General features: G+C 60.1%; 23 protein-coding genes. 21 read left to right on the top strand and 2 right to left on the bottom strand.

Features of this window, described 5'->3' with window-relative positions:
* The first annotated feature begins 247 nt into the window (after positions 1–247).
* The 16 genes from mraZ to lpxC all read left to right on the top strand — a co-directional run bounded on the left by mraZ (position 248) and on the right by lpxC (position 17,975).
* The gene (gene mraZ, locus V7756_RS02415) at positions 248–703 is read left to right on the top strand and encodes a division/cell wall cluster transcriptional repressor MraZ (RefSeq protein WP_335608558.1); all 456 of its coding nucleotides are present in this window, start codon (positions 248–250) and stop codon (positions 701–703) included.
* A complete protein-coding gene (rsmH, locus tag V7756_RS02420) occupies positions 700–1,638 on the top strand; it encodes a 16S rRNA (cytosine(1402)-N(4))-methyltransferase RsmH (RefSeq protein ID WP_335608559.1) in 939 nt (312 codons plus the stop codon). Before mraZ ends, rsmH begins: the two co-directional genes overlap by 4 nt.
* Positions 1,638–1,946, top strand: a complete 309-nt coding sequence (gene ftsL, locus V7756_RS02425) for a cell division protein FtsL (protein WP_335608560.1) — start codon at positions 1,638–1,640, stop codon at positions 1,944–1,946. Before rsmH ends, ftsL begins: the two co-directional genes overlap by 1 nt.
* Entirely contained in the window at positions 1,943–3,688 is a 1,746-nt protein-coding gene (locus V7756_RS02430) for a peptidoglycan D,D-transpeptidase FtsI family protein (protein WP_335608561.1), read from the top strand. The genes ftsL and V7756_RS02430 overlap by 4 nt, the downstream gene beginning before the upstream one ends.
* Positions 3,685–5,136 carry a UDP-N-acetylmuramoyl-L-alanyl-D-glutamate--2,6-diaminopimelate ligase gene (locus V7756_RS02435; RefSeq protein WP_335608562.1) on the top strand — a complete coding sequence of 484 codons (1,452 nt, stop codon included), beginning with the start codon at positions 3,685–3,687 and terminating at the stop codon, positions 5,134–5,136. The genes V7756_RS02430 and V7756_RS02435 overlap by 4 nt, the downstream gene beginning before the upstream one ends.
* Positions 5,129–6,517 (top strand): UDP-N-acetylmuramoyl-tripeptide--D-alanyl-D-alanine ligase, encoded by a 1,389-nt coding sequence (locus tag V7756_RS02440; protein WP_335608563.1) that lies wholly within the window; start codon positions 5,129–5,131, stop codon positions 6,515–6,517. Before V7756_RS02435 ends, V7756_RS02440 begins: the two co-directional genes overlap by 8 nt.
* Before the next feature lies 1 nt (position 6,518).
* Positions 6,519–7,601: a phospho-N-acetylmuramoyl-pentapeptide-transferase gene (mraY, locus tag V7756_RS02445; RefSeq protein ID WP_335608564.1), complete on the top strand. Its 1,083-nt coding sequence runs from the start codon at positions 6,519–6,521 to the stop codon at positions 7,599–7,601.
* Positions 7,602–7,616: 15 nt separating this feature from the next.
* Positions 7,617–8,963 carry a UDP-N-acetylmuramoyl-L-alanine--D-glutamate ligase gene (gene murD / locus V7756_RS02450; RefSeq protein WP_335608565.1) on the top strand — a complete coding sequence of 449 codons (1,347 nt, stop codon included), beginning with the start codon at positions 7,617–7,619 and terminating at the stop codon, positions 8,961–8,963.
* A complete protein-coding gene (gene ftsW / locus V7756_RS02455; RefSeq protein WP_335608566.1) occupies positions 8,963–10,138 on the top strand; it encodes a putative lipid II flippase FtsW in 1,176 nt (391 codons plus the stop codon). Before murD ends, ftsW begins: the two co-directional genes overlap by 1 nt.
* Positions 10,131–11,204 carry an undecaprenyldiphospho-muramoylpentapeptide beta-N-acetylglucosaminyltransferase gene (gene murG / locus V7756_RS02460; protein ID WP_335608567.1) on the top strand — a complete coding sequence of 358 codons (1,074 nt, stop codon included), beginning with the start codon at positions 10,131–10,133 and terminating at the stop codon, positions 11,202–11,204. The genes ftsW and murG overlap by 8 nt, the downstream gene beginning before the upstream one ends.
* Positions 11,205–11,238: 34 nt before the next feature.
* Positions 11,239–12,645 (top strand): UDP-N-acetylmuramate--L-alanine ligase, encoded by a 1,407-nt coding sequence (gene murC, locus V7756_RS02465; RefSeq protein ID WP_335608644.1) that lies wholly within the window; start codon positions 11,239–11,241, stop codon positions 12,643–12,645.
* Complete coding sequence (locus V7756_RS02470) at positions 12,645–13,562, top strand: D-alanine--D-alanine ligase (protein WP_335608568.1); 918 nt, start codon at positions 12,645–12,647, stop codon at positions 13,560–13,562. Before murC ends, V7756_RS02470 begins: the two co-directional genes overlap by 1 nt.
* Positions 13,563–13,574: 12 nt before the next feature.
* Positions 13,575–14,438 carry a cell division protein FtsQ/DivIB gene (locus tag V7756_RS02475; RefSeq protein ID WP_442908936.1) on the top strand — a complete coding sequence of 288 codons (864 nt, stop codon included), beginning with the start codon at positions 13,575–13,577 and terminating at the stop codon, positions 14,436–14,438.
* Positions 14,439–14,448: 10 nt separating this feature from the next.
* Positions 14,449–15,684, top strand: a complete 1,236-nt coding sequence (gene ftsA, locus V7756_RS02480) for a cell division protein FtsA (protein WP_335608570.1) — start codon at positions 14,449–14,451, stop codon at positions 15,682–15,684.
* Positions 15,685–15,774: 90 nt separating this feature from the next.
* Positions 15,775–16,953: a cell division protein FtsZ gene (gene ftsZ / locus V7756_RS02485; RefSeq protein ID WP_335608571.1), complete on the top strand. Its 1,179-nt coding sequence runs from the start codon at positions 15,775–15,777 to the stop codon at positions 16,951–16,953.
* A 110-nt stretch (positions 16,954–17,063) separates the two neighbouring features.
* Positions 17,064–17,975: a UDP-3-O-acyl-N-acetylglucosamine deacetylase gene (lpxC, locus tag V7756_RS02490; protein WP_335608572.1), complete on the top strand. Its 912-nt coding sequence runs from the start codon at positions 17,064–17,066 to the stop codon at positions 17,973–17,975.
* Between the two features lie 187 nt (positions 17,976–18,162).
* Here the strand turns inward: lpxC and V7756_RS02495 are convergent, their stop codons facing one another.
* Complete coding sequence (locus V7756_RS02495; RefSeq protein ID WP_335608573.1) at positions 18,163–18,618, bottom strand: DUF721 domain-containing protein; 456 nt, start codon at positions 18,616–18,618, stop codon at positions 18,163–18,165.
* 127 nt (positions 18,619–18,745) lie between these two features.
* Here V7756_RS02495 and V7756_RS02500 point away from each other — a divergent pair, with 127 nt between their 5' ends.
* The 3 genes from V7756_RS02500 to argJ all read left to right on the top strand — a co-directional run bounded on the left by V7756_RS02500 (position 18,746) and on the right by argJ (position 24,022).
* Positions 18,746–19,630, top strand: coding sequence for a M23 family metallopeptidase (locus V7756_RS02500; RefSeq protein WP_335608574.1), 885 nt, complete (start codon positions 18,746–18,748; stop codon positions 19,628–19,630).
* A gap of 197 nt (positions 19,631–19,827) precedes the next feature.
* Positions 19,828–22,566: a preprotein translocase subunit SecA gene (gene secA / locus V7756_RS02505; protein ID WP_335608575.1), complete on the top strand. Its 2,739-nt coding sequence runs from the start codon at positions 19,828–19,830 to the stop codon at positions 22,564–22,566.
* Between the two features lie 238 nt (positions 22,567–22,804).
* Entirely contained in the window at positions 22,805–24,022 is a 1,218-nt protein-coding gene (gene argJ / locus V7756_RS02510) for a bifunctional glutamate N-acetyltransferase/amino-acid acetyltransferase ArgJ (RefSeq protein ID WP_335608576.1), read from the top strand.
* Between the two features lie 131 nt (positions 24,023–24,153).
* Here the strand turns inward: argJ and V7756_RS02515 are convergent, their stop codons facing one another.
* On the bottom strand, positions 24,154–24,681 hold the full coding sequence (locus tag V7756_RS02515; RefSeq protein WP_335608577.1) for a GspH/FimT family pseudopilin: 528 nt from the start codon (positions 24,679–24,681) through the stop codon (positions 24,154–24,156).
* A gap of 26 nt (positions 24,682–24,707) precedes the next feature.
* On the opposite strand from V7756_RS02515, the gene V7756_RS02520 reads away from it, so the two are divergent.
* Both V7756_RS02520 and pilV read left to right on the top strand, forming a co-directional pair.
* A complete protein-coding gene (locus V7756_RS02520) occupies positions 24,708–25,274 on the top strand; it encodes a GspH/FimT family pseudopilin (protein WP_335608578.1) in 567 nt (188 codons plus the stop codon).
* Entirely contained in the window at positions 25,274–25,843 is a 570-nt protein-coding gene (pilV, locus tag V7756_RS02525; protein WP_442908937.1) for a type IV pilus modification protein PilV, read from the top strand. The genes V7756_RS02520 and pilV overlap by 1 nt, the downstream gene beginning before the upstream one ends.
* The last annotated feature ends 1 nt before the right edge of the window (position 25,844 follow it).

The raw sequence follows: 25,844 nt of genomic DNA on the forward strand, positions 1-25,844 counted from the left end.
TAATTCACTTTAAGTTGTGAGTGGATCTGTTTGCTTTGTTTCCGCTTTACCCTGCCGCATCCTCCTTATTTGTAAGTGATTCCCCTCCTTTTGCCGCTAAACCCCTGCTCTGCAAGGCTTTTTTCATGTATTGCCCGCTTGACGCTGTATCTGCGCATTTCTATAGTGTGCCAAAGTGGTACGAAGTGGATAAAAGTGGGAAATATTGGCGAGTAGCGCCAGGCCACCAAAGAGGAAGGTCAAAAGCGTGTTTCGTGGATCCAACGCCATCAATCTGGACGCCAAAGGGCGACTCGCGATGCCTGCGCGCTATCGCGACCGCTTGCTGGACTCCTGTGGCGGTCAGTTGGTGGCGACAATTGCGCTAGAAGAGCGCTGTCTCTGGATCTACCCGTTGCAGGAATGGGAGGCGGTTGAAGCGCAATTGCGCAAGGCGCCGAACATGAATCCTGCGGTCAAGCGTCTGCAGCGCCTGTTGATTGGTAATGCCAATGATCTTGAGCTGGACAGCAATGGCCGCTTCGTCATTCCACCGTTGCTGCGTGATCACGCCGGGCTGGACAAGAAAGTCATGTTGGTTGGGCAAATAAATAAATTCGAGCTCTGGAGTGAAGAGGCCTGGACGGCCACCACCAGCGCCTATCTGGAAGAATCGCAGGAGGCTGGCGAGTTGCCGGTCGAACTGCATTCCTTGAGCCTATGACCACGCAAGCCAATTACCAACATGTCAGCGTATTGCTGAATGAAGCGCTGGAAGGCCTGGCTATCAAGCCGGATGGGCTGTATGTCGATGGCACCTTCGGGCGTGGCGGCCACAGCCGTGCGCTGCTCTCGGGCCTGGCCCGAGGAGGGCGCCTGATCGCCTTCGATAAGGATCCGGAAGCCATCCGGGCAGGTAACGAACTGGCGGCCATAGACGGCCGCTTTGTCGTTGTGCAGCGCTCGTTTGCCGATATGGCGCAAGAGCTCAAGGCCAAGGGTCTGCAGGGGCAGGTGGACGGCGTGCTGCTGGATCTGGGCGTATCGTCACCGCAGCTGGACGACCCCGAACGCGGCTTCAGTTTTCTCAATGACGGCCCGCTGGATATGCGCATGAACCCCGAACAGGGTCAAAGTGCGGCCGACTGGATCAACAGTGCAGCCGAAGCCGACATCGCCACCGTGCTGAAAGAGTATGGCGAAGAGCGCTTTTCCAAGCGCATGGCCCGCGCTGTGGTAACCCGTCGTGCGCAGCAGCCATTTACTCGTACCGGGGATCTGGCAGCGGTACTGAAAGAAGCCAATCCCGCCTGGGAGAAAGGCAAGCATCCTGCTACTCGCGCGTTTCAAGGTATCCGCATTTTTATCAACCGCGAGCTGGACGATCTGGCTGACGGGCTTAGTGCTGCGCTGGAATCCCTGGCACCTGGCGGACGCCTGGTCGTGATCAGCTTTCACTCGCTGGAAGATCGACTGGTCAAGCAGTTCATGCGGCGTGAGGCCAAAGGTGCGCCATTACCGCGCGATCTGCCCATTCGCGATATCGATATTGCCGTGTCGGTCAACCTGGTAGGCAAGGCGATCAAGCCCTCCGCCGCTGAAGTGGCGGCCAATCCACGTGCGCGTAGCGCCGTGCTGCGCATCGCGGAGAAGCGCTGATGACCGCGGCCGAGCAGCCAGTGAGCCCGAAGCGCAATCTGCCCGCCAGCAGCGGCTGGCTGCTGCTGGCCGGCGTGCTGGTGGTGGTAACTGCTCTGGCCGTTTCTTACAGCGCGCACTGGAGTCGCCAATTGCTTAACGAGCTGGCGAGCGAAATGGAAGTGCGCGAAAAAGCGCAGGCAGAGTGGGGCCGGTTGGTGTTGGAGCAAAGCACCTGGACCGCCTATAGCCGCATCGAGCGCATCGCGACTGACCAGTTGGGCATGCATGTTCCCGAGCCCGCCGACGTGATTCTGGTGCGGCCATGAAGAAGTTTGGCTTCAAGCCCAACGGTAGCCTTTACCCCTGGCGTTTTCGCCTGGTGATTGCGCTGCTTGGCTTGTGCTGCGTGGCGGTAAGCTGGCGCATTGTCGAGCTCCATGTGCTGGATGAAGGCTTTCTTAAAAGTCAGGGCGACAAGCGCAGCGTGCGCCACGTGCCCATTCCGGCTCACCGAGGGCAGATCACCGACCGTAACGGCGAGCCGCTGGCGGTGAGCACCCCGGTGCTGACCATTTGGGCCAACCCGTCGCAGCTCATCGGCCAGAAGGCGCATTGGCCAGAGTTGGCGCGCGCACTGGGTACCGATCTGTCCACCTTCGGCGAGCGCCTGCAGGCCAATGCCGACAAGGAGTTCATCTATCTGCGTCGCCGTATGACCCCGGTCAATGGCGAGGCAGTAATGGCGCTCAAGGTGCATGGGGTCTACAGCATTGAAGAGTACCGCCGTTTTTACCCCGCTGGCGAAGTGGCAGCCCACCTGGTGGGTTTTACCAACGTTGACGAGAAGGGCCAGGAAGGACTTGAACTGGCTTATGATCAGTGGCTGGAGGGCGTGCCCGGCAAGCGCCAGGTGCTGCAGGACCGTCGTGGCCGACTGATCAAGGATGTGCAGGTGATCAGCAATGCGCGTCCGGGCAATGATCTGAAGCTGTCCATCGACCTGCGGTTGCAATACCTGGCGCACCGCGAACTGCGCGAAGGCATGAAGGAATTCGGCGCCAAGGCAGGTTCGATCGTGATGCTGGATGTGCGCACCGGGGAGGTGCTGGCGATGGTCAATCATCCCAGCTACAACCCGAATAACCGCGCTAATCTGCAGCCGGGGATGATGCGCAATCGCGCGATCATCGACGTCTTCGAGCCCGGCTCGACCATGAAACCCATCTCCATGACGGCGGCATTGGCCAGTGGTCGGTGGAAGCCTACCGATCAGGTCAACGTGTATCCCGGCACCTTGCGTATCGGCAGATATACCATTCGTGATGTATCGCGGGCGCCCGGCGGGGTGCTGGATCTGAGTGGCATTCTGCTCAAGTCGAGTAACGTCGGCATGAGCAAGGTGGCCCTCGATATTGGCGGTCAGGCGGTTCACGATGCCATGCAAAGCGTAGGTCTGGGTGAGTACACCGGCCTTGGATTTCCTGGCGAGCGGGTGGGCAAGCTGCCCAGCTACCGCGAATGGCGCTCGGCCGAAACCGCTGCACTGTCTTATGGATACGGTCTGTCGGTCACTGCTGTGCAGTTGGCTCAAGCTTATTCGATCCTGGCCAACGATGGCCGCAAGGTACCGATGTCATTGCTGCGAGTAGAGGAAAATCCGGTACCGCAGCAAGTGCTGCCTGAGGCTGCGGCCAAAACCGTTCAGGGCATGCTGCAGAATGTGATCGAAGCGGAAAGCGGAACCTACCGCGCACGGGTGCCCGGTTATCACGTCTCTGGCAAGAGCGGCACGGCCCGCAAGGCCAGCACCTCCAGCAAGGGCTATCAGGAAGACTCCTATCGTTCGCTGTTTGCCGGTTTCGGTCCCAGCACCGATCCGCGCATTGCTATTGCCGTGGTAATAGACGAGCCAAGCGATGGTGGCTATTACGGTGGCCTGGTGGCCGCCCCGGTGTTCAGCGGTCTGATGTCCAACGCCCTGCGTTTGATGAACATAGCCCCCGACAATCTGGGCGACATTCAACAGGTTGAACTGCCTCTGCCGCCGGAAACGGGGGAGCGCGGATGAAACTGACCGAACTCTTCCCTGACCTGGCTTTGGCTGACCTTGAGATTGGCGGATTGACGCTGGATAGCCGCCGCGTGCGCCCGGGAGATCTGTTTCTGGCGGTACCCGGACTGCAGCACGATGGCCGCGCCCATATAGCGCAGGCCGTCGCGGCTGGCGCCGCTGCGGTCGCGTACGAACCGGCAGGTTATGAACTGACCACCCTGGCCGTGCCGGCTGTGACTGTGCCCGGCCTGCAGCAGCAGCTCTCTGCGTTGGCCGACCGTTTCTATGGGCAACCAAGCCAGCAATTGCGGGTAATCGGCATCACCGGTACCAACGGCAAGACCAGTGTCAGCCAGATGCTGGCGCAAGCGTTGTCCGCCGTTGGCGAACCCTGTGGTGTGATCGGGACCCTGGGTAGCGGCATGCCGGGGCAGTTGACCGAGCATGGCATGACCACGCCGGACGCGCTGCTGGCGCAGGCACAGCTTGCCCGCTTGCAGGCGCAGGGTGCCAGCCATGTGGCCATGGAGGTGTCCTCCCATGCGCTCGACCAGGGGCGCGTGGCCGCAGTGCGCTTTGCGCTGGGGGTCTTCACCAATCTGAGTCGCGACCATCTGGACTACCACGGCGACATGCAAAGCTACGGGGCGGCCAAGGCATTGCTGTTCCAGCAGCCGCTATCGGCTGCTGTGATCAATCTGGACGACGCCTTTGGCCGCAAGCTTGCCACTGACTGCGCGGCGCCGGTCGTCAGTTACAGTCTGAGCGATACCAGCGCTACTTATTATTGCAGCGATATCCGATTTGACTCCGAAGGGTTGTGCGCCCTGGTGCATGCCCAAGGGCAAACCTTGCCGCTGCGCAGCCCCTTGTTGGGCAGCTTCAATCTGAGCAACCTGCTGGCGGTGATTGCCAGTCTGGGCGCCTTGAGTGTGCCCTTGCCGCAAGCGCTGGCCCTGGCGGCCGACCTGCAACCCCCGGCGGGCCGCATGCAGCGGCTGGGCGGCGGCGCCCAACCGCTGGTGGTGATCGACTACGCACATACCCCGGATGCCCTGGAAAAGGCGCTTGCTGCATTGCGCGAGCACGCCAGCGGCAGGGTGGTCTGTGTGTTCGGCTGCGGTGGCGATCGCGATAAGGGCAAGCGTCCGCTGATGGCGCGCGTGGCCGAGCAGGGCGCCGACGCTGTGGTGGTTACCAGCGATAACCCGCGCAGTGAACCGCCACAACAGATTATTCAGCAAATTTGCCAGGGGATGGAACGCAGCGGCGCTGCCACCGTCATACCCAACCGTGCTGCGGCGATCGCCAGGACGATCAGTGCAGCAGGTGTTGGCGACGTGATTCTGCTCGCCGGCAAAGGGCATGAAACCTATCAGGAGATTGAAGGCGTGCGTCATCCCTTCAGCGATATACAGCACGCGCGTCAGGCGCTGCAGCAGTGGGAGGCAGCGCATGCTTGAAGCTATCCGCCTGTCGGAACTGTTGAAGCCCCTGGCCGCCACCCTCAATGGTGTGGACACCCATTTCGACAGCGTCAGCATTGATGCCCGCGCGGTGCGCTCCGGTGGCCTCTTTGTGGCTTTGCCCGGTACCCGAGTCAACGGTCACGACTACGTGGCCCAGGCGCGGGAAAACGGTGCGGCTGCGGCCATGGTCGAATACATCGTCGACGACGACCTGCCGCAGCTGTTGGTGCACGACTGCCAGATGGCGCTTGGTCAACTGGCGGCGCTGGTGCGCGACGCGTTCAAGGGACAGGTGATCGCCATTACCGGCTCCAGCGGCAAGACCACCGTCAAGGAAATGCTCGCATCAATTCTGCGCCAGGCCGATTCGGTGTTAGCCACCGAGGGTAATCTGAACAACGAGCTGGGCGTGCCGCTGACACTGTTGCGCCTGCTGCCCAGCCATGATTACGCAGTCATAGAAATGGGCGCTGCCGCCGTGGGCGATATCGCTTACACCATGGGCCTGGCCAAACCGCAGATCAGCGTGTTGACCAATGCCGAGATGGCCCACGTCGGGCGCTTCGGCAGCCCCGAGAACATTGCCAAGGCCAAGGGTGAGATTGTCAGCGAGCTGCCGGCTGGCGGACAGGCGGTACTCAATCTCGACAGCCCCTGGTTCGAACAGTGGTACCAACTGCTGGGTGCCAAGCGCAGTGCCTGCTCCTTTAGTCTGAAGAACCCGACTGCCCAGTTGCGTGCTGAGAATATCCTGGCCAGCGCCACTGGCTGTCCGACCTTCGAACTGGTGACGCCCAAGGGCAGCGTGCAGGTGCAGCTGCAATTGCGCGGCGAGCACAATATTGCCAACGCGCTGGCCGCAGCGGGTGCTGCTCTGGCAGCGGGTGTGTCGCTTGACTGCATTGGCCGTGGTCTGGGCGCACTGGCGCCGGTCGCGGGACGCGGCAACAGTGTCGCCGGCGTTGCCGGCGCGCAGATTATTGATGATAGCTACAACGCCAACCCGGCTTCGGTCAAAGCCGCCATCGATATGCTGGCCGGCCTGCGCGGTACGCGCATTCTGGTGCTGGGTGACATGGGCGAGTTGGGTGACTGGGCGCAGTCCAGCCACACCGAGGTAGGCGAGTACGCCCGCGCGCGTAACCTTGACGGGCTTTACGCTGTGGGCAAGTTATCTGCCCTGGCTGTGCAGGCTTTTGGGGAGCGCGGCCAGCTGTTTGCCAGCAAACAGGATTTGATCGAGGCGCTCCGGGAGCGGCTGGATATCAGCACCCAGGTGCTGGTGAAGGGCTCGCGCAGTGCGGGCATGGAAGAAGTAGTAGCCGGCCTCAGGGCCACGGCTGACACGCAAAATAACGAAAACAGGGTCAGCTGACATGTTGCTCATACTCGCCGAATTTCTACAGCAGTATTACTCCGGCTTCTCGGTATTCCAGTACCTCACGCTGCGCGGCATTCTCGGTGTGCTTACCGCTCTGGGCCTGGCCTTGTGCCTGGGGCCCTGGATGATCCGTACCCTGAGTTTTCGGCAGATTGGTCAGTCGGTGCGTAACGATGGGCCGCAGTCGCATTTGTCCAAGGCCGGCACGCCGACCATGGGTGGCGCGCTTATTCTGGTGGCGATTGGCATCAGCACCCTGTTGTGGGCCGACCTCAGCAACCTCTACGTGTGGGTTGTACTGGGCGTGACCTTCAGTTTTGGCGCGGTCGGTTGGGTAGATGACTACCGCAAGGTGGTGGAAAAGAACTCGCGTGGTCTGCCCTCGCGCTGGAAATATTTCTGGCAGTCGGTGTTCGGTCTGGTGGCAGCGATCATTCTGTATCTGTATGCGCAGTCGCCCGCCGAAACCACGCTGATCGTGCCCTTCTTCAAGCAGGTCGAGTTCCAGTTGGGCATCTTCTTCATTGTGCTGACCTATTTCGTCATCGTCGGCTCCAGCAACGCGGTCAACCTGACCGATGGGCTCGATGGTCTGGCCATTATGCCCACGGTCATGGTGGGCGGTGCGCTGGGCATCTTCGCTTATCTGTCGGGCAACGCCCGGTTTGCCGAGTACCTGCTGATTCCCTATGTGCCGGGCGCCGGTGAGCTGATCATCTTCTGCGGTGCGCTGCTGGGGGCCGGGCTGGGTTTTCTCTGGTTCAACACCTATCCCGCTCAGGTCTTCATGGGTGACGTAGGTGCCCTGGCATTGGGTGCGGCGCTGGGGGTGATTGCCGTGATAGTGCGGCAGGAAATTGTGCTCTTCATCATGGGCGGCATTTTCGTGGTGGAAACCCTGTCGGTGATAGTGCAGGTGGCGTCCTTCAAGTTGACTGGGCGCCGGGTGTTTCGCATGGCGCCGATCCACCACCATTTTGAACTGAAAGGCTGGCCTGAGCCGCGCGTGATAGTGCGGTTCTGGATCATCACCGTGGTACTGGTGCTGATCGGTCTGGCCACTCTGAAACTGCGTTAACAAAGGAAATATCGGGTGTCACTGATTACTACGGACAAACAGCGGATCATCGTCGGGCTCGGCAGCAGCGGGCTCTCGGTCGCCCGTTATCTGGCGGGCCGGGGCCTGTCGTTTGCCGTAGCCGACACCCGCGAGAACCCGCCGGGTCTGGACAAGCTCAAGCGCTTTGCGCCCATGACTGATCTGTATCTTGGCGAGCTGGACGCCGAGCTGTTGTGCCGCGCGAGCGAGCTCATTGTCAGCCCCGGCGTAGCCCTTAGCACGCCAGCGTTGCAGACGGCAGCCAAGGCCGGTGTTGCCATTGTCGGCGACATTGAACTGTTTGCGCGCGAAGCCAAGGCACCGATAGTTGCGATCACCGGTTCCAATGCCAAGAGCACTGTGACCACGCTGGTTGGCGAGATGGCTGCGGCAGCGGGCGTCCAGGTGGCAGTAGGCGGTAACCTGGGCACGCCAGCGCTGGATCTGCTGGATCAGCAGGCAGAACTCTATGTGCTGGAACTGTCCAGCTTCCAGTTGGAAACCACTGACCGCTTGAATGCGCAGGTCGCGACCGTACTGAACGTCAGCGAAGACCATATGGATCGCTATAGCGGGCTGGCAGCCTACCACCTGGCCAAGCATCGTATTTTCCGTGGCGCGCAGCAGATAGTCGTCAATCGTGACGATGCCCTGTCGCGCCCGCTGGTGGCAGACCAGCTACCCTGCCTGACCTTCGGTCTCTCGCGTCCGGATTTCAAAGGCTTTGGACTGCTTGAACAGGGTGGCGAGACCTGGCTGGCTTTCCAGTTCGAGCCGCTGATGCCCGCACGCGAATTGAAGATGCGCGGCGCGCACAATCAGTCCAACGCACTGGCTGCGCTGGCGCTCGGCCAGGCTGCCGGTCTGCCGATGCAGCCGATGCTCGATACTCTGCGCAGTTTCGCGGGCTTGCCCCACCGCTGTCAGTGGGTAGGCGAGCATGCCGGAGTAACCTATTTTGATGATTCCAAGGCTACTAATGTGGGCGCTGCACTTGCGGCCATCAACGGGCTGGGGTCCGACACCGCCGGCAAGCTGGTGCTGGTAGCCGGAGGCGATGGCAAGGGCGCTGACTTTTCGCCGTTGAGCGGTCCCGCGGCGCAGTATTGCCGTGCTGTGGTGCTCCTCGGGCGCGACGCCGACAAGCTGGCGGCTGCCTTGCCAACTGAGCTCGAAACGATTCGGGTGGATAGTCTGGAAGCGGCAGTACAAGCTGCAGCAGACGCCGCCCAGCAGGGTGACTTGGTGCTGCTCTCGCCAGCTTGCGCCAGCCTGGACATGTTCAGGAACTTTGAAGAGCGCGGCCGGCTGTTTGCCGAAGCGGTCGGGAGGCTGAGCTGATGAACTGGCTGGCTACTGCCCGTGATGCCGGCGCACCGCTGCTGGGTGAGCGTCGTTTCGATATGGATATGCCGTTGCTGGTCGGCTCGCTCTGTCTGCTGGCGCTGGGTCTGGTGATGGTTACCTCGGCATCGATGGAAGTGGCCGCCGGCCGCCTTGGCGACCCGCTGTATTACATGAATCGCCAGGTCATTTACCTCTTGATCGGTTTGCTGGCCATGGCCGCCACCCTGGCAGTGCCGGTACGCCTCTGGGAGCAGTTCCGCTTCCCGCTGCTGTTTCTCGGTTTTGCCTTGCTGCTCGCGGTGCTGATTCCCGGCATCGGCCGTGAGGTGAACGGTAGCTGGCGCTGGATTGCCGTCGGACCTATCAACGTACAGCCTTCGGAGCTGGCCAAGCTGTTTGCCGTGGTCTTCCTGTCAGGTTATCTGGTGCACCGGCAGGACGAAGTGAAGGAGCAGTGGTTCGGTTTCATCAAACCCTTCATGGTGCTCGGCCCCATGGCCTGGTTGCTGATTATCGAGCCGGATTTTGGCGCTACCGTGGTGTTGATGGGTGCGGCGACCGGCATGCTGTTTCTGGGCGGTGTGGGTCTGTTCCGCTTCCTTCTGCTGTTTGGCTCGCTCGGCGGTCTGGCAGGTCTGCTGGTGGCGTTCGAGCCCTATCGCCTGCAGCGCCTCACCGGTTTCCTCAACCCCTGGGAAGACCCCTACGGCACCGGCTACCAGTTGACCCAGGCGCTGATTGCCTTCGGCCGTGGTGAATGGCTGGGTGTGGGTCTGGGCAACAGCATCCAGAAGCAGTTCTATCTGCCCGAAGCACACACCGATTTCGTGTTTTCCGTACTGGCCGAAGAGCTGGGCATGATTGGCGCGCTGGCGGCCTTTGCCCTGCTGATCTTTGTTGCCGTGCGCGCACTGTACGTCGGCCTATGGGCCGAGCGCGCCGGCATGATGTTCTCTGCCTATCTGGCTTACGGCCTGGCCATCATGTGGTGCGGCCAGGTGCTGATCAACGTGGGCGTGAACATCGGTCTGCTGCCGACCAAAGGGCTGACGCTGCCGTTTCTCAGTTACGGCGGCAGCTCGCTGGTCGTTTGCTGCGTCTCGCTTGGCTTGCTGCTGCGCATCGACTGGGAGCGCCGGCAGGCGCTACGGGAGGCTGGCAATGACTAAGACCGTACTGGTCATGGCCGGCGGCACTGGCGGGCACGTATTCCCGGCACTGGCCTGCGCGCGTCTGCTGCGCGAACAAGGCTATGAGGTGCATTGGCTGGGTACGCGTCGCGGCATAGAGGTTGATCTGGTGCCCAACGCCGGCTTCCCCATCCATTACGTGGATATCCAGGGGCTGCGCGGCAAGGGCGCTCTGGACCTGCTGAAGGCGCCGTTCCGCATTCTGCGCGCGCTGCGCCAATCGCTGAAGCTTCTGTCCGACCTGCAGCCGGTATTTGTGCTGGGCGCTGGCGGCTATGTGACCGGTCCCGGTGGGCTGGCTGCCTGGTTGCGCCGCATCCCGCTGATCATCCATGAGCAGAACGCTGTGGTAGGGACGGCCAACCGTCTGTTGTCGCGATTTGCCCGCCGTTGCTGCGAAGGTTTTGCCGGCAGCTTTGCCGCTGATGAGCGCCGTCGCAGTACCGGCAACCCGGTGCGCGAAGAGATTTTTCAGGTGCCCGAACTGAGCTGGAATGGCGAGCGGCCGCTGCGTCTGCTGGTACTGGGCGGCAGTCTGGGCGCCATGGCGCTGAATCAGTTACTGCCGGATGCCCTGGCTCGGATCGCGCCGGAACAGCGCCCGCAGGTGGTGCACCAATGTGGCAAGCAACATCTGTTACTGGCGCGTGAAGCCTATGAGGCCGCCGGTGTGCGGGCTGACGTGGAAGCCTTTATTGCCGATATGGCAGGCGCCTACGAGTGGGCCGATCTGGTGATCTGCCGCGCCGGGGCGCTGACCGTCTGCGAGCTGGCTGCTGCGGGCCGGCCTTCGTTTCTGGTGCCTCTGCCCCATGCGATTGACGACCATCAGAGCGCCAACGCGCGTTATCTGGCCGAGCGGGGCGCTGCCGAGCTGTTGCCCCAGGCAGAGCTGACCGGCGCGCTGCTGGCAGAAAAATTGACGACCTACATGAATCAACCGGAGTTACTGCGACAGATGGCCCAACGCGCCCGCGAACAAGCAAGCCCCAATGCCACGATAGACGTGGTGCAAGCCTGTCTGGAGGTCGCCCGTGACCATTAACAAACGTGCTCAGGCAACCTTCACCCTGCCGGAAATGCGCCGTATCCGTCGCATTCATTTTGTCGGTATTGGCGGTGTGGGCATGTGCGGTATTGCCGAAGTACTGCTTAACCTCGGCTACGAAGTCTCCGGGTCCGACCTCAAGCGTTCTGCGGTAACCCAGCGCCTGGAAGACTTTGGTGCGCGCATCGATATCGGCCATCGCGCTGAGAATCTGCAGTCCGCCGACGTATTGGTGGTGTCCAGCGCGATCAACCCGCAGAACCCGGAAGTTGCCGCTGCCATTGATCAACGCATCCCCGTGGTTCCGCGCGCCGAGATGCTCGCCGAGCTGATGCGCTATCGCCACGGTATCGCAGTGGCTGGTACCCACGGCAAGACCACCACCACCAGCCTGATAGCTTCGGTGCTGGCAGCGGATGGCCTGAGTCCGACTTTTGTTATCGGTGGTCGTTTGACTGCTGCCGGCACCAACGCGCAACTGGGCGAAAGCCGTTATCTGGTGGCCGAAGCCGATGAGAGCGATGCGTCCTTCCTGCACCTGCAGCCGATGGTCGCCATCGTCACCAATATCGACGCCGACCACATGGCTACCTACGAAGGCGACTTCAACCGCCTCAAGCGCACCTTTGTCGAGTTTCTGCACAACCTGCCGTTCTATGGCGTGGCCGTGCTTTGTATCGATGATCCGGTGGTGCGCGAGATACTCCCCCAGGTAAACCGGCAGGTGATCACCTACGGCCAGTCCGAGGATGCGGATATTCGTGCAGTAGACATCCACCAGACCGGCATGCAGACCCACTTTACCGTGCTGCGCGAGGGCCGCGAGCCGCTCAAGGTCTCGGTCAACATGCCCGGAGTGCACAACGTGCTCAACTCGCTGGCGACCATAGCCGTCGCGACCGATGAGGGTGTTTCGGATCAGGCCATCATTCAGGGCCTTACCGGCTTCCAGGGTGTGGGACGGCGTTTCCAGGTATATGGCGATTACAACTGGGGCGCTGGCCAGATCATGCTGGTCGATGACTACGGCCATCACCCGCGTGAAGTCGCCGCCGTGATCAAGGCAGTGCGCGCCGGCTGGCCCGAGCGCCGGCTGGTGATGCTGTATCAGCCGCACCGTTACAGCCGTACCCGCGATCTGTATGAAGATTTTGTACAGGTGCTGGGTGAAACCAATGCCCTGCTACTGATGGAAGTCTATCCGGCGGGTGAAGAGGTGGTAGCGGGTGCAGACAGCAAGCACCTGTGCCGCAGTATTCGTCAGCGCGGTCAGATCGATCCTATTTATGTCGAGCGCGACGCCGATGTCATGCCGCTGCTTGAAGCTGTATTGCAACCTGGCGACATCCTGTTGACGCAGGGCGCAGGCGACATTGGCGGCCTGGCGCAGCAATTGGCCGACGCCTTGGCTACCCGCAACGCTGGAGGTAAAGCCTGATGGTTGACGTAGCTACCTTTGGTCGTGTTGCCGTGCTCTTCGGTGGTACATCCGCCGAGCGTGCTGTCTCGCTGAAATCCGGCGCAGCGGTGCTGGAAGCGCTGCTGGGTGCCGGTGTGAACGCCTACGGTATTGACGCCGATGAGCATTTGGCCGAGCAACTGGTTGCCGAGCGGCCCGACCGCGTGTTCATCGCATTGCACGGGCGCGGCGGCGAAGACGGCAGCCTGCAGGGTTTGCTCGAATCGTTGCGTATCCCCTACACCGGTAGTGGCGTGATGGCCTCCGCGGTAGGCATGGACAAGCTCATCACCAAGCAGATATGGCAGAGCCTGGGCCTATCCACGCCAGCCTACGCGATGCTTGGCGATATTGAAGAGTGTGCCGCCATTGTCGAGCAGTTGGGCGTGCCGCTGATTATCAAGCCAGTACACGAGGGCTCCTCTATCGGCATGGCCAAGGCCGACAGCCTGGCCGGCCTGCAAGAGGCCTGGAAAGGTGCGCAGGCGTATGACGATCAGGCGTTGGTGGAACAGTGGGTGCAAGGCGCGGAATTCACGGTGGCAATTCTCGATGGCAAGGCGCTGCCAGCCATCCGCCTGCGCACACCGCACAATTTCTACGATTACGACGCCAAATATCTGGCCAACGATACCCAGTATCTGTGCCCCTGTGGACTGTCGGCCGAGAAAGAAGCGGAGCTCGCCGATCTCTGCTTGCGCGCTTTTAACGCGGTCGGCTGTCGCGGCTGGGGACGAGTTGATGTCATGCAGGATGAAGCCGGTCGCTTCTACCTGTTGGAGGTAAACACTGTGCCCGGTATGACCGATCACAGTCTGGTGCCGATGGCGGCGAAAGCTACCGGCATGTCATTCACCGAGCTGGTGCTGGCGATTCTCGCCAGCGCCCGCTGCTGAGGCAACACCACCATGCTGGGGCAGATGATTCGCGATTCAGGCAGTGCACCATCCGTACGCCGCAAGGCTCCGGTGCGTGGCGCTGTGCGGGTCGCGCCACCTGCCCCGCGTGCTGGCACACGCACAGGTTTCAGCAGGCCTTCCTTCGAAGGCTTGGGCGGCCGTCTGCAAAGCTTGCTGTGGCCGCTGCTGCTGGTGGCATTGGGCATGGGGCTGTACGAGTTGGGTAGCCGATTGATGCCCCTGGCTGATCGGCCGGTAGCGCTGATTACCGTTGAGGGCGAGCTGCAATACATTGATCGCGAGGCAGTGCAGCAGGTGATTCAGCCCTATTTGCACGAGAGTTTCCTCGGCATCGATCTGCAGGGCCTGCACAGCGATCTGCTGGCCATGCCCTGGGTGGCGGATGCCTCGGTGCGTCGGGTATGGCCCGACAAGCTGGTGATTGATCTGGACGAACAGCTGCCGATTGCCCGCTGGGGCGATGCGGCGCTATTGAACAACGAGGGCAAGGCATTCGCCCCGGAAGATATCAGCCGTTTTTCGCGCTTGCCGCAGCTTGATGGCCCTGAACGCGCCAAGCGTCGGGTGATGCGCCATTACCAGCAGTTCAGCAGGCTGCTGCGCCCGCAGGGCATGGTAGTCAGCAAGCTGGAGTTGCGCGATCGCGGTAGCTGGTTCCTGACAACAGAAGACGGTATTGAAGTGCTGCTGGGACGCGACAACCTGGTGGAGAAGATGCAGCGGTTCATGACGGTCGAGCAGATGATGCTGCAGGACCGGCGTGAGCTGATCGCGCGGGTTGACCTGCGCTACAGCAATGGCATGGCCGTGGCCTGGCGTGAGCCAGTGGCACCGGTCGAATCGGGGGAGTAACGGAAAGACTATGGCAAGCAAGCAGGGTAGCAGGATGATAGTGGGGCTGGATATCGGCACCTCCAAGGTCGTGGCACTGGTCGGCGAGATCGGCGCGGATGGTCAACTGGAGATCGTCGGTATCGGCTCGCACCCCTCACGCGGGCTGAAGAAGGGCGTGGTGGTGAATATCGAGTCCACCGTGCAGTCGATTCAGCGTGCCATCGAAGAGGCCGAACTGATGGCAGGCTGTCAGATTCACTCGGTGTTTGCCGGTATCGCTGGCAATCACATACGCAGCCTGAACTCCAACGGCATAGTCGCGATTCGTGACCGTGAGGTGGTGCAGGCAGACATCGAGCGCGTATTGGACGCCGGGCAGGCTGTAGCCATTCCAGCGGACCAGAAGGTATTGCACATTCTGCCGCAGGAATACGTGATCGATAACCAGGAAGGGGTGCGCGAGCCGCTGGGCATGTCGGGCGTGCGCCTTGAGGCCAAGGTGCACCTGGTGACCTGCGCGCTGAACGCCGTGCAGAACATCGAAAAATGCATACGCCGCTGCGGCCTGGAAGTGGAAGACGTGATTCTGGAGCAACTGGCGTCCAGCTACGCGGTGCTCACCGAAGACGAGAAGGAGTTGGGTGTCTGCCTGGTAGACATCGGCGGTGGTACCACTGACATCGCCATCTTTACCGAAGGGGCTATTCGCCACACGGCGGTGATTCCGATTGCGGGCGATCAGGTGACCAATGACATCGCCATGGCGCTGCGCACCCCTACCCAGTACGCCGAGGAAATCAAGATTCGCTACGCCTGCGCACTGGCCAAACTGGCCGGTCCGGAGGAAACCATCAAGGTGCCAAGCGTGGGCGATCGTCCACCGCGTGACCTGTCGCGCCAGGCTCTGGCGGAAGTGGTAGAGCCGCGCTACGACGAGCTGTTCACCCTGATCCAGGCTGAGCTGCGCCGCTCGGGGTTCGAAGACATGATTCCAGCGGGCATCGTCATGACGGGCGGCACTGCGAAAATGGAAGGCGCCATTGAACTGGCCGAAGAGATATTCCACATGCCGGTGCGCCTGGGATTTCCGCAGGAGTTCAAAGGGCTTACCGATGTGGTGCGCAATCCGATTTACGCCACCAGCGTGGGCCTGTTGCATTACGGCATCAAGCACCACGGTGAACAGAGCAACAGCCCAAGCGACAGCGGCAGCAAGGTGCCGATGGTCGAGCGGGTAAAGAAGTGGTTCCAAGGTAATTTCTGATTTTGCAGTTCCAGTAGCAGACCCGCCAAAGCGGGCTAAACGCAGTAAACGAAACGAAAACGAAACGAGTCTGTACTCTAGGAGAAGGTCATGTTCGAACTGATCGATAACGTACCCCAGAACGCTGTAATCAAGGTTATTGGTGTGGGCGGCGGCGGCGGTAATGCGCTGCAGCACATGGTCGTCAACAATGTCGAAGGTGTGGACTTCATCTGCGCCAACACCGACGCCCAGGCGTTGAAGAACGTCAGCGCCCGTACCGTCCTGCAATTGGGCTCCGCTGTGACCAAAGGTCTGGGCGCCGGGGCCAACCCGCTGATTGGCCGTGAAGCGGCAATCGAAGATCGCGAGCGCATCGCTGAAGTGCTGCAGGGCGCCGACATGGTGTTCATCACTGCCGGCATGGGTGGCGGTACCGGTACCGGTGCCGCGCCTATCGTTGCCGAAGTGGCACGCGAGATGGGCATTCTGACCGTTGCCGTGGTCACCAAGCCGTTCCCGTTTGAGGGGCGCAAGCGTCTGCAGATCGCCGAAGAAGGTATTCGTGAGCTGAGCCAGCACGTGGACTCGCTGATCACCATTCCGAACGAAAAACTGCTGACCGTACTGGGCAAAGATGCCAGCCTGCTGGCTGCGTTCAGCAAGGCCAACGATGTACTGCTTGGCGCGGTGCAGGGTATTGCCGACCTGATCATGCGTCCCGGCATGATCAACGTCGACTTTGCCGACGTGAAAACCGTCATGAGCGAAATGGGTATGGCTATGATGGGTACCGGCCACGCCAGCGGCCCGAACCGTGCGCGTGAAGCAGCTGAAGCCGCCATCCGCAGCCCCTTGCTGGAAGATGTGAACCTGATGGGCGCCCGCGGTATTCTGGTTAACATCACTGCCGGTCCGGATCTCTCGCTGGGTGAGTTCTCCGAGGTGGGTAGCACCGTTGAAGAGTTTGCCTCCGAGAGCGCCACTGTGGTTGTGGGCACCGTGATTGACCCCGAGCTGCGTGACGAACTGCGGGTTACCGTGGTAGCCACCGGTCTGGGCGCCAAATCGGACAAGCCGGTCAAGGTAATCGACAACACCGCCGCTCAGGCTCAGGCTCCAGCCGCGCGTCAGCACGAAGGCGCAGCGCCTAACTACCGTGACCTGGATCGTCCTACCGTGATGCGCAACCAGCATCCGCAGGGCAGTGCAGCGGCGCGTTTGAGCCAGCCGGCTGAAGACCTGGATTATCTGGACATCCCGGCCTTCCTGCGGCGTCAGGCCGATTGATCTGATCAATCGGCGGCATAGGGCTTATTGGTATTCATCAAAGGCGTACTTTGCTATTATGCACGCCACTTGTTGAAAATTATTCGCAACTAGAGCGGACCCAGTCAAGCATGATCAGACAACGCACACTGAAGAACATCATCCGGGCCACTGGTGTTGGTCTGCATTCGGGTGAGAAGGTATACCTCACACTGAAACCGGCACCGGTAGATACGGGTATCGTGTTCTGCCGTACGGATCTCGACCCGGTGGTCGAGATCCCTGCGCGTGCCGAGTTCGTGGGTGAGACCACTATGTCCACCACCCTGATCAAGGATGGCGCCAAGGTTGATACGGTAGAGCATCTGCTGTCGGCCATGGCCGGCCTGGGTATTGATAACGCCTATGTTGAACTGAGCGCCTCCGAGGTGCCGATCATGGACGGTAGTGCCGGTCCCTTTGTCTTCCTGATCCAGTCCGCTGGTATCGAGGAGCAGGACGCAGCCAAGCAGTTCATTCGCATCAAGCGCGAAGTGACTGTGGAAGAGGACGGCAAAACGGCCACTTTTGTGCCCTTTGAAGGCTTCAAGGTTTCATTTGGTATTGATTTTGACCATCCCGTGTTCCGCGGGCGTAGTCAGACCGCTTGCGTGGATTTCTCCAGCACCTCCTTTGTCAAGGAAGTGAGCCGCGCGCGCACCTTCGGTTTCATGCGCGACATCGAGTACCTGCGTTCACAGAACCTGGCGCTGGGTGGCAGTGTGGACAACGCCATCGTCGTCGATGAGTACCGCGTGCTCAACGAAGACGGACTGCGTTACGAAGATGAGTTTGTGAAGCACAAGATTCTGGACGCCATCGGTGACCTGTACCTGCTGGGCAAAAGCCTCGTGGGTGAGTTCAAGGGTTACAAGTCCGGTCATGCGCTGAACAACAAGCTGATACGCACCTTGCTGGTCACTAAGGATGCCTGGGAAGTGGTTACATTCGACGACGCGGGTACGGCGCCTATTTCGTTTATGCGCCCTGCTGCTGCGGTCTGATGTCAGCCTGCTGATACCAGTCTTCCGACACCTTCTCGTTTCGTTCTTTTTAGCGGCCACTTCGGTGGCCGTTTTCTTTAGCTAAAAAAACACAGCGCCTCGAATGTCAGCCGTTAAAGGAGAGTGCAGACCACTGCAGCGCAGAAAAAGTTCAGGTTCTGATGTGGCCAAGCGTGCCTTATTGGTGTCATTGGACGCCGCTGTGATGGCGCGCCAGTTTTTCCAGTGCAGCGCGCAGGGTAGCGTCTGTCACCTGCTCTGCAGTCTCCTGCAAGTGTTCAGCGGCCACCGCTGAGCGGCGCATTGTGCGAACTGGTGGTGCTTTTTTGACCAGTGGCGGGTGTACCTTGCAATGTATTTTCGTTAAGGTTGCGAATTCCTTGTAAGCCTGCAGCTGGCGCACCAGGCGTTTTTGCTGGTACCGGAGGCGGGTGGCCCAATGGCTGCTGCTGACCACAAAGCGCAGCACGCCGTCGGCAAACGAGGCTACCTTGCAGTGCTCCCGGGCAGCCGGCTCCAGTTGCGTCTCCACCAGAGACTGCAGCCGCTCGATGCTACGTGCCTGGGCATAGAGGTTTCTGAGGGTAATATTGGTGCGCACCAGGTCGGTGGGTCGGCGTGCATCAAGCGGGTAAAAGGCCATGCAGGTCTGCACCAGTTGTAAATGATGTAGCGGTCATCCTATCAGAACCGCTGCCACCTTTGTTTGAGGTTGCTATTTGAACATTATCATTCTTACCGGACGCCATGGTGCGTCGCGAACACTTACCTTGAGTACGCCCTGGGTGGCTGCCGGCATAGCGGTGCTGACAGCGCTGCCGGTGGCCGCTGCGCTGCTGACCTGGCAATTGCTCAGTGGCGGCACGCAGATCACCGAGGTGGCGCAGGCTGATGCTGCCCCGCAATGGCAACAGGTGCTGCAGGATTACGACATCAGCGATGTCCCGGTGGACGACGGTTCACAAGCGCAGATTGAGCGCATGAGCCAGCAGCTGGCCCGGCTGCAGATGCGCTTGACGCGGCTTGATGCGCTGGGCGAGCGTTTGACCGAATTGGCCGACTTCTCCGATGGCGAGTTCAATTTTGGTGAAGATATCGACCCGGGTATGGGTGGGCCGGAGTTGCGTGGCGACGATCTGAGCTACCACTCGCCCGATCTGCAGAACGTCATCGAGCAGTTGTCCGAGCGTATCGATGACCGTACTCAGCAGTTGCAGTTGCTCGAAGATCTGATGGTGAGCCGTCAATCCGACGTCGACTCGGCACTGGACTTTACCCCCGTACGAATGGGGCACCTCTCGTCCGGCTTCGGTCGCCGTACCGATCCTATTACCGGTCGTATCTCCATGCATACCGGACTGGACTTCGCCGCACCACGCGGCACACCGATTTACGCAGTCGGCAGCGGCGTGGTTACCTTTGCCGGTCGCAACGGTGCCTATGGCAACATGGTTGAGATCAACCACGGTGGTGGCTACAAGACTCGCTACGCTCACGCGTCCGCACTCAAGGTCGAGAAGGGTGATCTGGTCCACAAGGGCCAGGAAATCGCGGCCGTCGGTAGCACCGGTCGGTCTACCGGTTCGCACCTGCACCTTGAGGTCTACCGTAACGGCATGGCTGTCAATCCCGCCCGTTTTGTCGCATTGAAATAACCCCGTTTTGTCGCATTGAAACAACCTTTGTTTGGCCCAATATAGATTGCCTGGACACGGCTGCAGCTGTGTCCGGGCCTGGTGCCGGGTGCGCGGTTTATTGTCAGGCCGTAATCAGAGTAGAATGCCTTTTTCCAGGCGACCTCCCGCCGCAGTAATCGGGTGCGCCGACCACCAAATGGATATCGAAGTCGACTATGTTTGCGCCTTTAATGAGAAAGCTGTTGGGAAGCAAGAACGATCGTGAGTTGAAGCGGATGAGCAAGGTCGTTACCACGATCAACGCTCTGGAAGAAGGCTTGAACGCACTGAGCGACGAGCAGCTGAAGGCGAAAACCGAGGAGCTCCAGCAGCGTGTGGCCGGCGGCGAATCACTAGACGCCATATTGCCGGAAGCCTTTGCCCTGGTGCGCGAAGCCAGCAAGCGGGTAATGGGCATGCGCCACTTCGATGTGCAGATGATTGGCGGTATGGCGCTGCACGAGGGCAAGATTGCCGAGATGAAGACCGGTGAGGGCAAGACACTGGTTGCCACACTGCCGGTTTACCTCAACGCGCTCTCGGGCAAGGGCGTGCACGTGGTCACCGTAAACGACTATCTGGCGGCGCGTGACGCCAATACCATGCGGCCACTGTACGAGTTTCTTGGCATGTCCGTGGGCGTGGTCGTGCCCTTCCAGGATCCTCAGGAAAAACGCACCGCTTACCGCTGCGATATCACCTACGGCACCAACAACGAGCTGGGCTTTGACTACCTGCGCGACAACATGGCCTTTCGCATGGAAGACAAGTTCCAGCGCGAGCCCAACTTTGCCGTGGTCGACGAGGTCGACTCCATTCTGATTGACGAGGCGCGCACCCCGTTGATCATCTCCGGTCCGGCAGAAGACAGCTCGCGCCTCTATACCGCCATCAATACGCTTATTCCGCTGCTCAAACGCGGTTATCCCGCAGAGGAAGGCGAGGGTGAGGTGGATGGCCATTACAGCATTGATGAAAAGACCCGCCAGGTTGAGCTGAACGAGGCCGGCCACCAGTTCGTTGAAGAGCTGCTCACCAAGGAGGGGCTGCTGCAGGAAGGCGACAGCCTTTACGCTGCGCAAAACCTCAATCTGCTGCACCATGTCCATTCGGCGTTGCGCGCGCATACGCTGTTCCATCGCAACGTGGAATACATAGTGCAGAACAACCAGGTGCTGCTGGTGGATGAGCACACCGGTCGTACCATGCCCGGTCGCCGCTTGTCCGAAGGTCTGCATCAAGCCATCGAGGCCAAGGAAGGCTTGAAGATTCAGGCCGAGAGCCAGACTCTGGCTTCTACCACCTTCCAGAACTACTTCCGTCTGTATCCCAAGCTGTCCGGCATGACCGGTACGGCCGACACCGAAGCGTTCGAGTTCCGCCAGATCTACGGTCTGGATGTGCTGGTAATCCCCACCAACAAGCCGATGATCCGCAAGGACCACAACGACCTGGTCTACCTCAGCATCGACGAGAAGTTTGCCGCCATTGTCGCGGACATCAAGCAGTGCATGGAGCAGGGCCGCCCGGCGTTGGTCGGTACGGCGTCGATTGAGTCCTCCGAAGTGGTCGCACAGTTGCTGACCCGCGAGATGATTCCGCACAAGGTGCTGAACGCCAAGTACCACGAGAAAGAGGCCGAGATTATTGCGCAGGCCGGTCGCCCCGGGGCCGTGACCATTGCCACCAACATGGCGGGTCGAGGCACCGATATCATCCTGGGCGGTAGTTGGGAGGCCGAGGTGGCCAGCCTGGAGAATCCGAGCGACCAGCAGATCGCGCAGATCAAGGATGAGTGGCAACAGCGTCATCAGCAAGTGTTGGAAGCCGGTGGTTTGCACATCATCGCTTGCGAGCGCCATGAGTCCCGTCGTATCGATAATCAGCTGCGTGGCCGCGCCGGCCGCCAGGGTGACCCGGGCTCAAGCCGCTTCTACCTGTCGCTGGAAGATAGCCTGATGCGCATTTTTGCCTCCGACCGGGTGAAAAACTTCATGAAAGCGCTGGGCATGGAGAAAGGTGAGGCCATCGAGCATCGAATGGTCACTAACGCCATCGAAAAGGCCCAGCGCAAGGTCGAAGGTCGCAACTTCGATATCCGCAAACAGCTGCTCGAGTACGATGACGTTGCCAACGAGCAGCGTAAGGTGATCTATGGCCAGCGTAACTCCATTCTGGCCAGCGAATCGGTAGCAGAAACCATTCAGGCCATCCGTGAAGACGTGGTGCACGATCTGGTGGGTCAGCACATGCCATTCGGCAGTTTGCCGGAGCAGTGGGATATCCCGGCTCTGGAGCAACAGCTCGCCAGCGAGCTGGGCCTGCACCTGCCGGTACAGCAATGGCTGGACGAAGACGAAACCCTGGCCGAAGAGGGCGTTACCAAGCGCGTGCTGGAAGCCCTGGTGTTGTCCTATGAAGAGAAAGAACTGCTGGCCGGTGCCGAGGCCATGCGTTCGTTCGAGAAGCAGATGCTGCTGCGCGTGCTGGATGACTTGTGGAAGGAGCACCTGGCAACCATGGATCATCTGCGCCAGGGCATTCATTTGCGTGGCTATGCGCAGAAGAATCCCAAGCAGGAATACAAGCGCGAGGCCTTCAACCTGTTTGAAGAAATGCTGGGCAATCTCAAGCGCGATACGGTGCGCGTCTTGAGTCATGTGCAGATCAAGCGCGAAGATCCCGCTGAAGAAGAAGCGCGTCTGCGCCAGCAGGCAGAAGAATTGCAGCGCCGCATGCAGTTCAAGCACGAGGAAGTGCGCAGCGTGACCGACGAGCCAAGTGCGGATGACTCAGAGCAACCGTCAGCACCCGCCGGCCCGGTGACCCGCGACGGCGCCAAAGTCGGCCGCAACGATCCTTGCCCTTGCGGTTCCGGCAAGAAGTACAAGCATTGTCACGGGCAGATAAGCTGAGCCTTGGGCTCAGCAGCCTCAAGCGGCAAGCGGCAAGCGCTGCTCCGTTTGCAGGATGAGTAGCGCGACAAATTGCTTGACAGCGAAAACGCGCACTACAAACTAGGCAAGCTTGCAGCTTGCAGCTTGCAGCTTGCAGCTTGCAGCTTGCAGCTTGCAGCTTGCAGCTTGCAGCTTGCAGCTTGCAGGGGGCGGCCATCCGCCTTGCAGCTTCCCTTTCTTTTTTGGAGTTTTTGCCATGCCCGTCGGTCTCGGCCCGCTGCCTGTTCTGCATCCTGTTCCCGGTTTCCGTCTTGGCATCGCCTCTGCTGGCATAAAGCGCGCAGGACGCAAGGATGTGGTGATCATGGAGGCGGCAGAAGGCGCGAGCATAGCGGGGGTGTTTACTACCAATGCCTTTTGCGCCGCACCAGTGACCCTCACCCGACAGCATCTGAGCAGCGCGCCCCGCTATTTGCTGGTCAATACCGGTAACGCCAATGCCGGTACCGGCAAGCCGGGCATGCAGGCGGCTATCAGCACCTGCGAAGCCTTGGCAGAACTCACGGGCGTAACGCTCCAACAGGTGCTGCCGTTCAGCACCGGCGTGATCGGGGAATTGCTGCCCGCCGCCAAGGTTATTGGTGCCATGCCAGCAGCGCTGGCTGATTTATCCGAGTCAAATTGGGCCGTGGCAGCCGAAGGCATCATGACCACCGACACACAGCCCAAGGGTGCCAGCCGGCAGATTCAACTGGCTGGACAGACTATCACCATCACCGGCATCTCCAAGGGTGCCGGCATGATCCGCCCGAACATGGCCACTATGCTGGGTTACGTAGCGACTGATGCCAAGGTGGCGCAGCCAATGCTGCAGCAGATGGTCAAGGCGGCAGCCGACCTGTCCTTCAATCGCATCACCATCGACGGCGATACCAGCACCAACGACTCCTGCATGTTGATCGCCACCGGCCAGGCCGATATGGCAGAAATCGACTCAGCGCAGAGCGCCGAGTATCAGCAACTCGCCAAGGCCATCAATGCCGTCATGTTGGAACTGGCGCAGGCGATAGTGCGCGATGGAGAAGGCGCCACCAAGTTCGTGACCATTCAGGTCAACGGCGGTGGCAATCGCGATGAATGTCTGGATGTCGGTTACGCGGTAGCGCACTCGCCGCTGATCAAGACTGCGCTCTTTGCCTCCGATCCCAACTGGGGTCGCATCCTTGCGGCCGTGGGTTACGCCGGGGTGCCGAACCTGGATGTCGAGAAGATAGACGTCTATCTGGACGACGTCTGCATTACGCGCAACGGCGGCCGTGCCGAAGAATACCGCGAAGAACAGGGCGCCAAGGTAATGGCCCAGGCGGAAATCACCATTCGCATCGAGCTGGGCCGCGGCGAACACAGCGAAACCCTGTGGACCACCGATCTCTCCCACGAGTATGTGCGCATCAACGCGGAATATCGCACCTGAGATAGTGGGCTGGTCACGCCCCGTCGTGGTCGCTCGTTTGCTTGTTCCAGGCGGCCCGGCTCGGCAGGTCAGCAAGCCCTGCGTGCGGTTTATCTGGCAAGCTCGGGTATGAACTCTTGCGGATTGTCCCGCTATTGTGGGGTGCCCGGACAATACCTTTCAGCGATGGGGCCTTTGTCCATCCGCAGCCGCCCCACGCGATTGATAACCAGCATTCGTCCATCTCTTGAAGCCTCAGCGGGGCACAGCCGCAAGGTCCCGGCCAGAAAACCCCCATGCAACAGCTCCGACTCGCCCAGGGCGTTATAGCGCACATAGCTAGCTAGCGCACCACTGCCATGGATGTGGCTGATACGCGCTGCAATGTCCTGGCTGAGCAGCTCATCTGCAGCGTCGTATTGTGCATTGCCGTTGCTGTCGAGAAATACCTGCCAGCCCCGATTCCAGTCGCCCTCGATAGGCGCCATGGTTACGGCCTGATTACGTCGCACCGCCTCTTCACGGGTTTGTTGGATGCTGCGGGCAAGCTGTTCCTTGCCAACATCCAATCGATGATTGTCAACGAGCCTGCCGAACGAGGGCAGGCCGATGCTCAGTAGTATCGTCACCAGGCCCAAGGCGGTGAGTAGCTCTACCAGGGTGAAACCTTTTGCCTGCATGGCTCTCTCCTTGAGTCTTGCTTCATATGAAACTCCTTTTGAACGCCTGTCATGCAGTGAATCTGACCGATCATCGGGACAGGCGAGAACTTGACAGCCAATCTTCATATATTGCATCGACTACTAGGAGGGTTGTTTTGATGCGAAGTGTGAAGGGGTTCACTCTGATCGAGTTGATGGTGGTGGTGGTGCTGCTTGGTATCTTCGCCTCCCTTGCTGTGCCGAGCTTTAATCGCATGATTGAAAAGAACCGTGTGGAGGCCGCTTCCTCAGAATTATATCGGTTAGTACTGGCTGCGCGGTCGGATGCTGTCAACAAGCGCTCTGCGGCCACTTTAAGCTATACCGCGGCAGCCAGAACTTGGCAGCTGAGCCAGGGCGGCGCTACCGTACGGCAGTTCGTTGTCCCGGCTTCGCTCGGTAGCTCGCAAACGCAGAATTCACTCATATTCAGGCCCGATGGTACGGTCTCGGCGGCGGCGACCCTGAAGGTGAGTAGCGACAAGACAGCTACCGAGTATGCCATCGGCATCCAGCGTTCGGGCTCAGCCCGCATGACAGGGCCTACTACGTTAACAACGAGCGAATTGTGATGAGGTGCCAGATGACGACTCGGTGTGATGACCAGACCGGCTTCAGCATGATGGAAGTGCTCATTACCCTACTGCTTATAAGTATCAGTATATTGGGTATGGTTGCGATGCAGGCGCAGAGTATTTCCTTCGCTCAGGACTCTGTTCAGCGTAATACGGCCGCAATGCTGGCCGAGGATTTGATGGAAATGATGCGTGCCGACAGTATTCGCGTTCTGGATGTCACTGGGCTCCCGCGCGATCAATCTGATTATTACAAGGCAGCTGGCGAGGAGTTTCCCGCTGAGCCTGTATCTTGCTCTCCACTTCCGGATGCCGCCGAAGCAAGGCTGGGTTGCTGGGCAGCCCGAGCTCAAGAAGCATTACCGGATGCTGCTGGTTTGTCTGAAGCAGACTTTCACGTGTGCCGGTCTGCCACTCCCAATGTTTGCAGTGCAACGGGATCTGCGATTGAAGTGCAGTTAGCATGGCGAGTGAAGGATGGCGATTGTCTGGATGCTGCCGTGGATACTGCCGCCGACGACTACGACGGTACCATTTGTCGCTATCGCCTAAGAGCGGAGTTGTAAA

It is taken from the genome of Halopseudomonas sp., from assembly GCF_036961105.1.
Classification (GTDB): Bacteria; Pseudomonadota; Gammaproteobacteria; order Pseudomonadales; family Pseudomonadaceae; genus Halopseudomonas.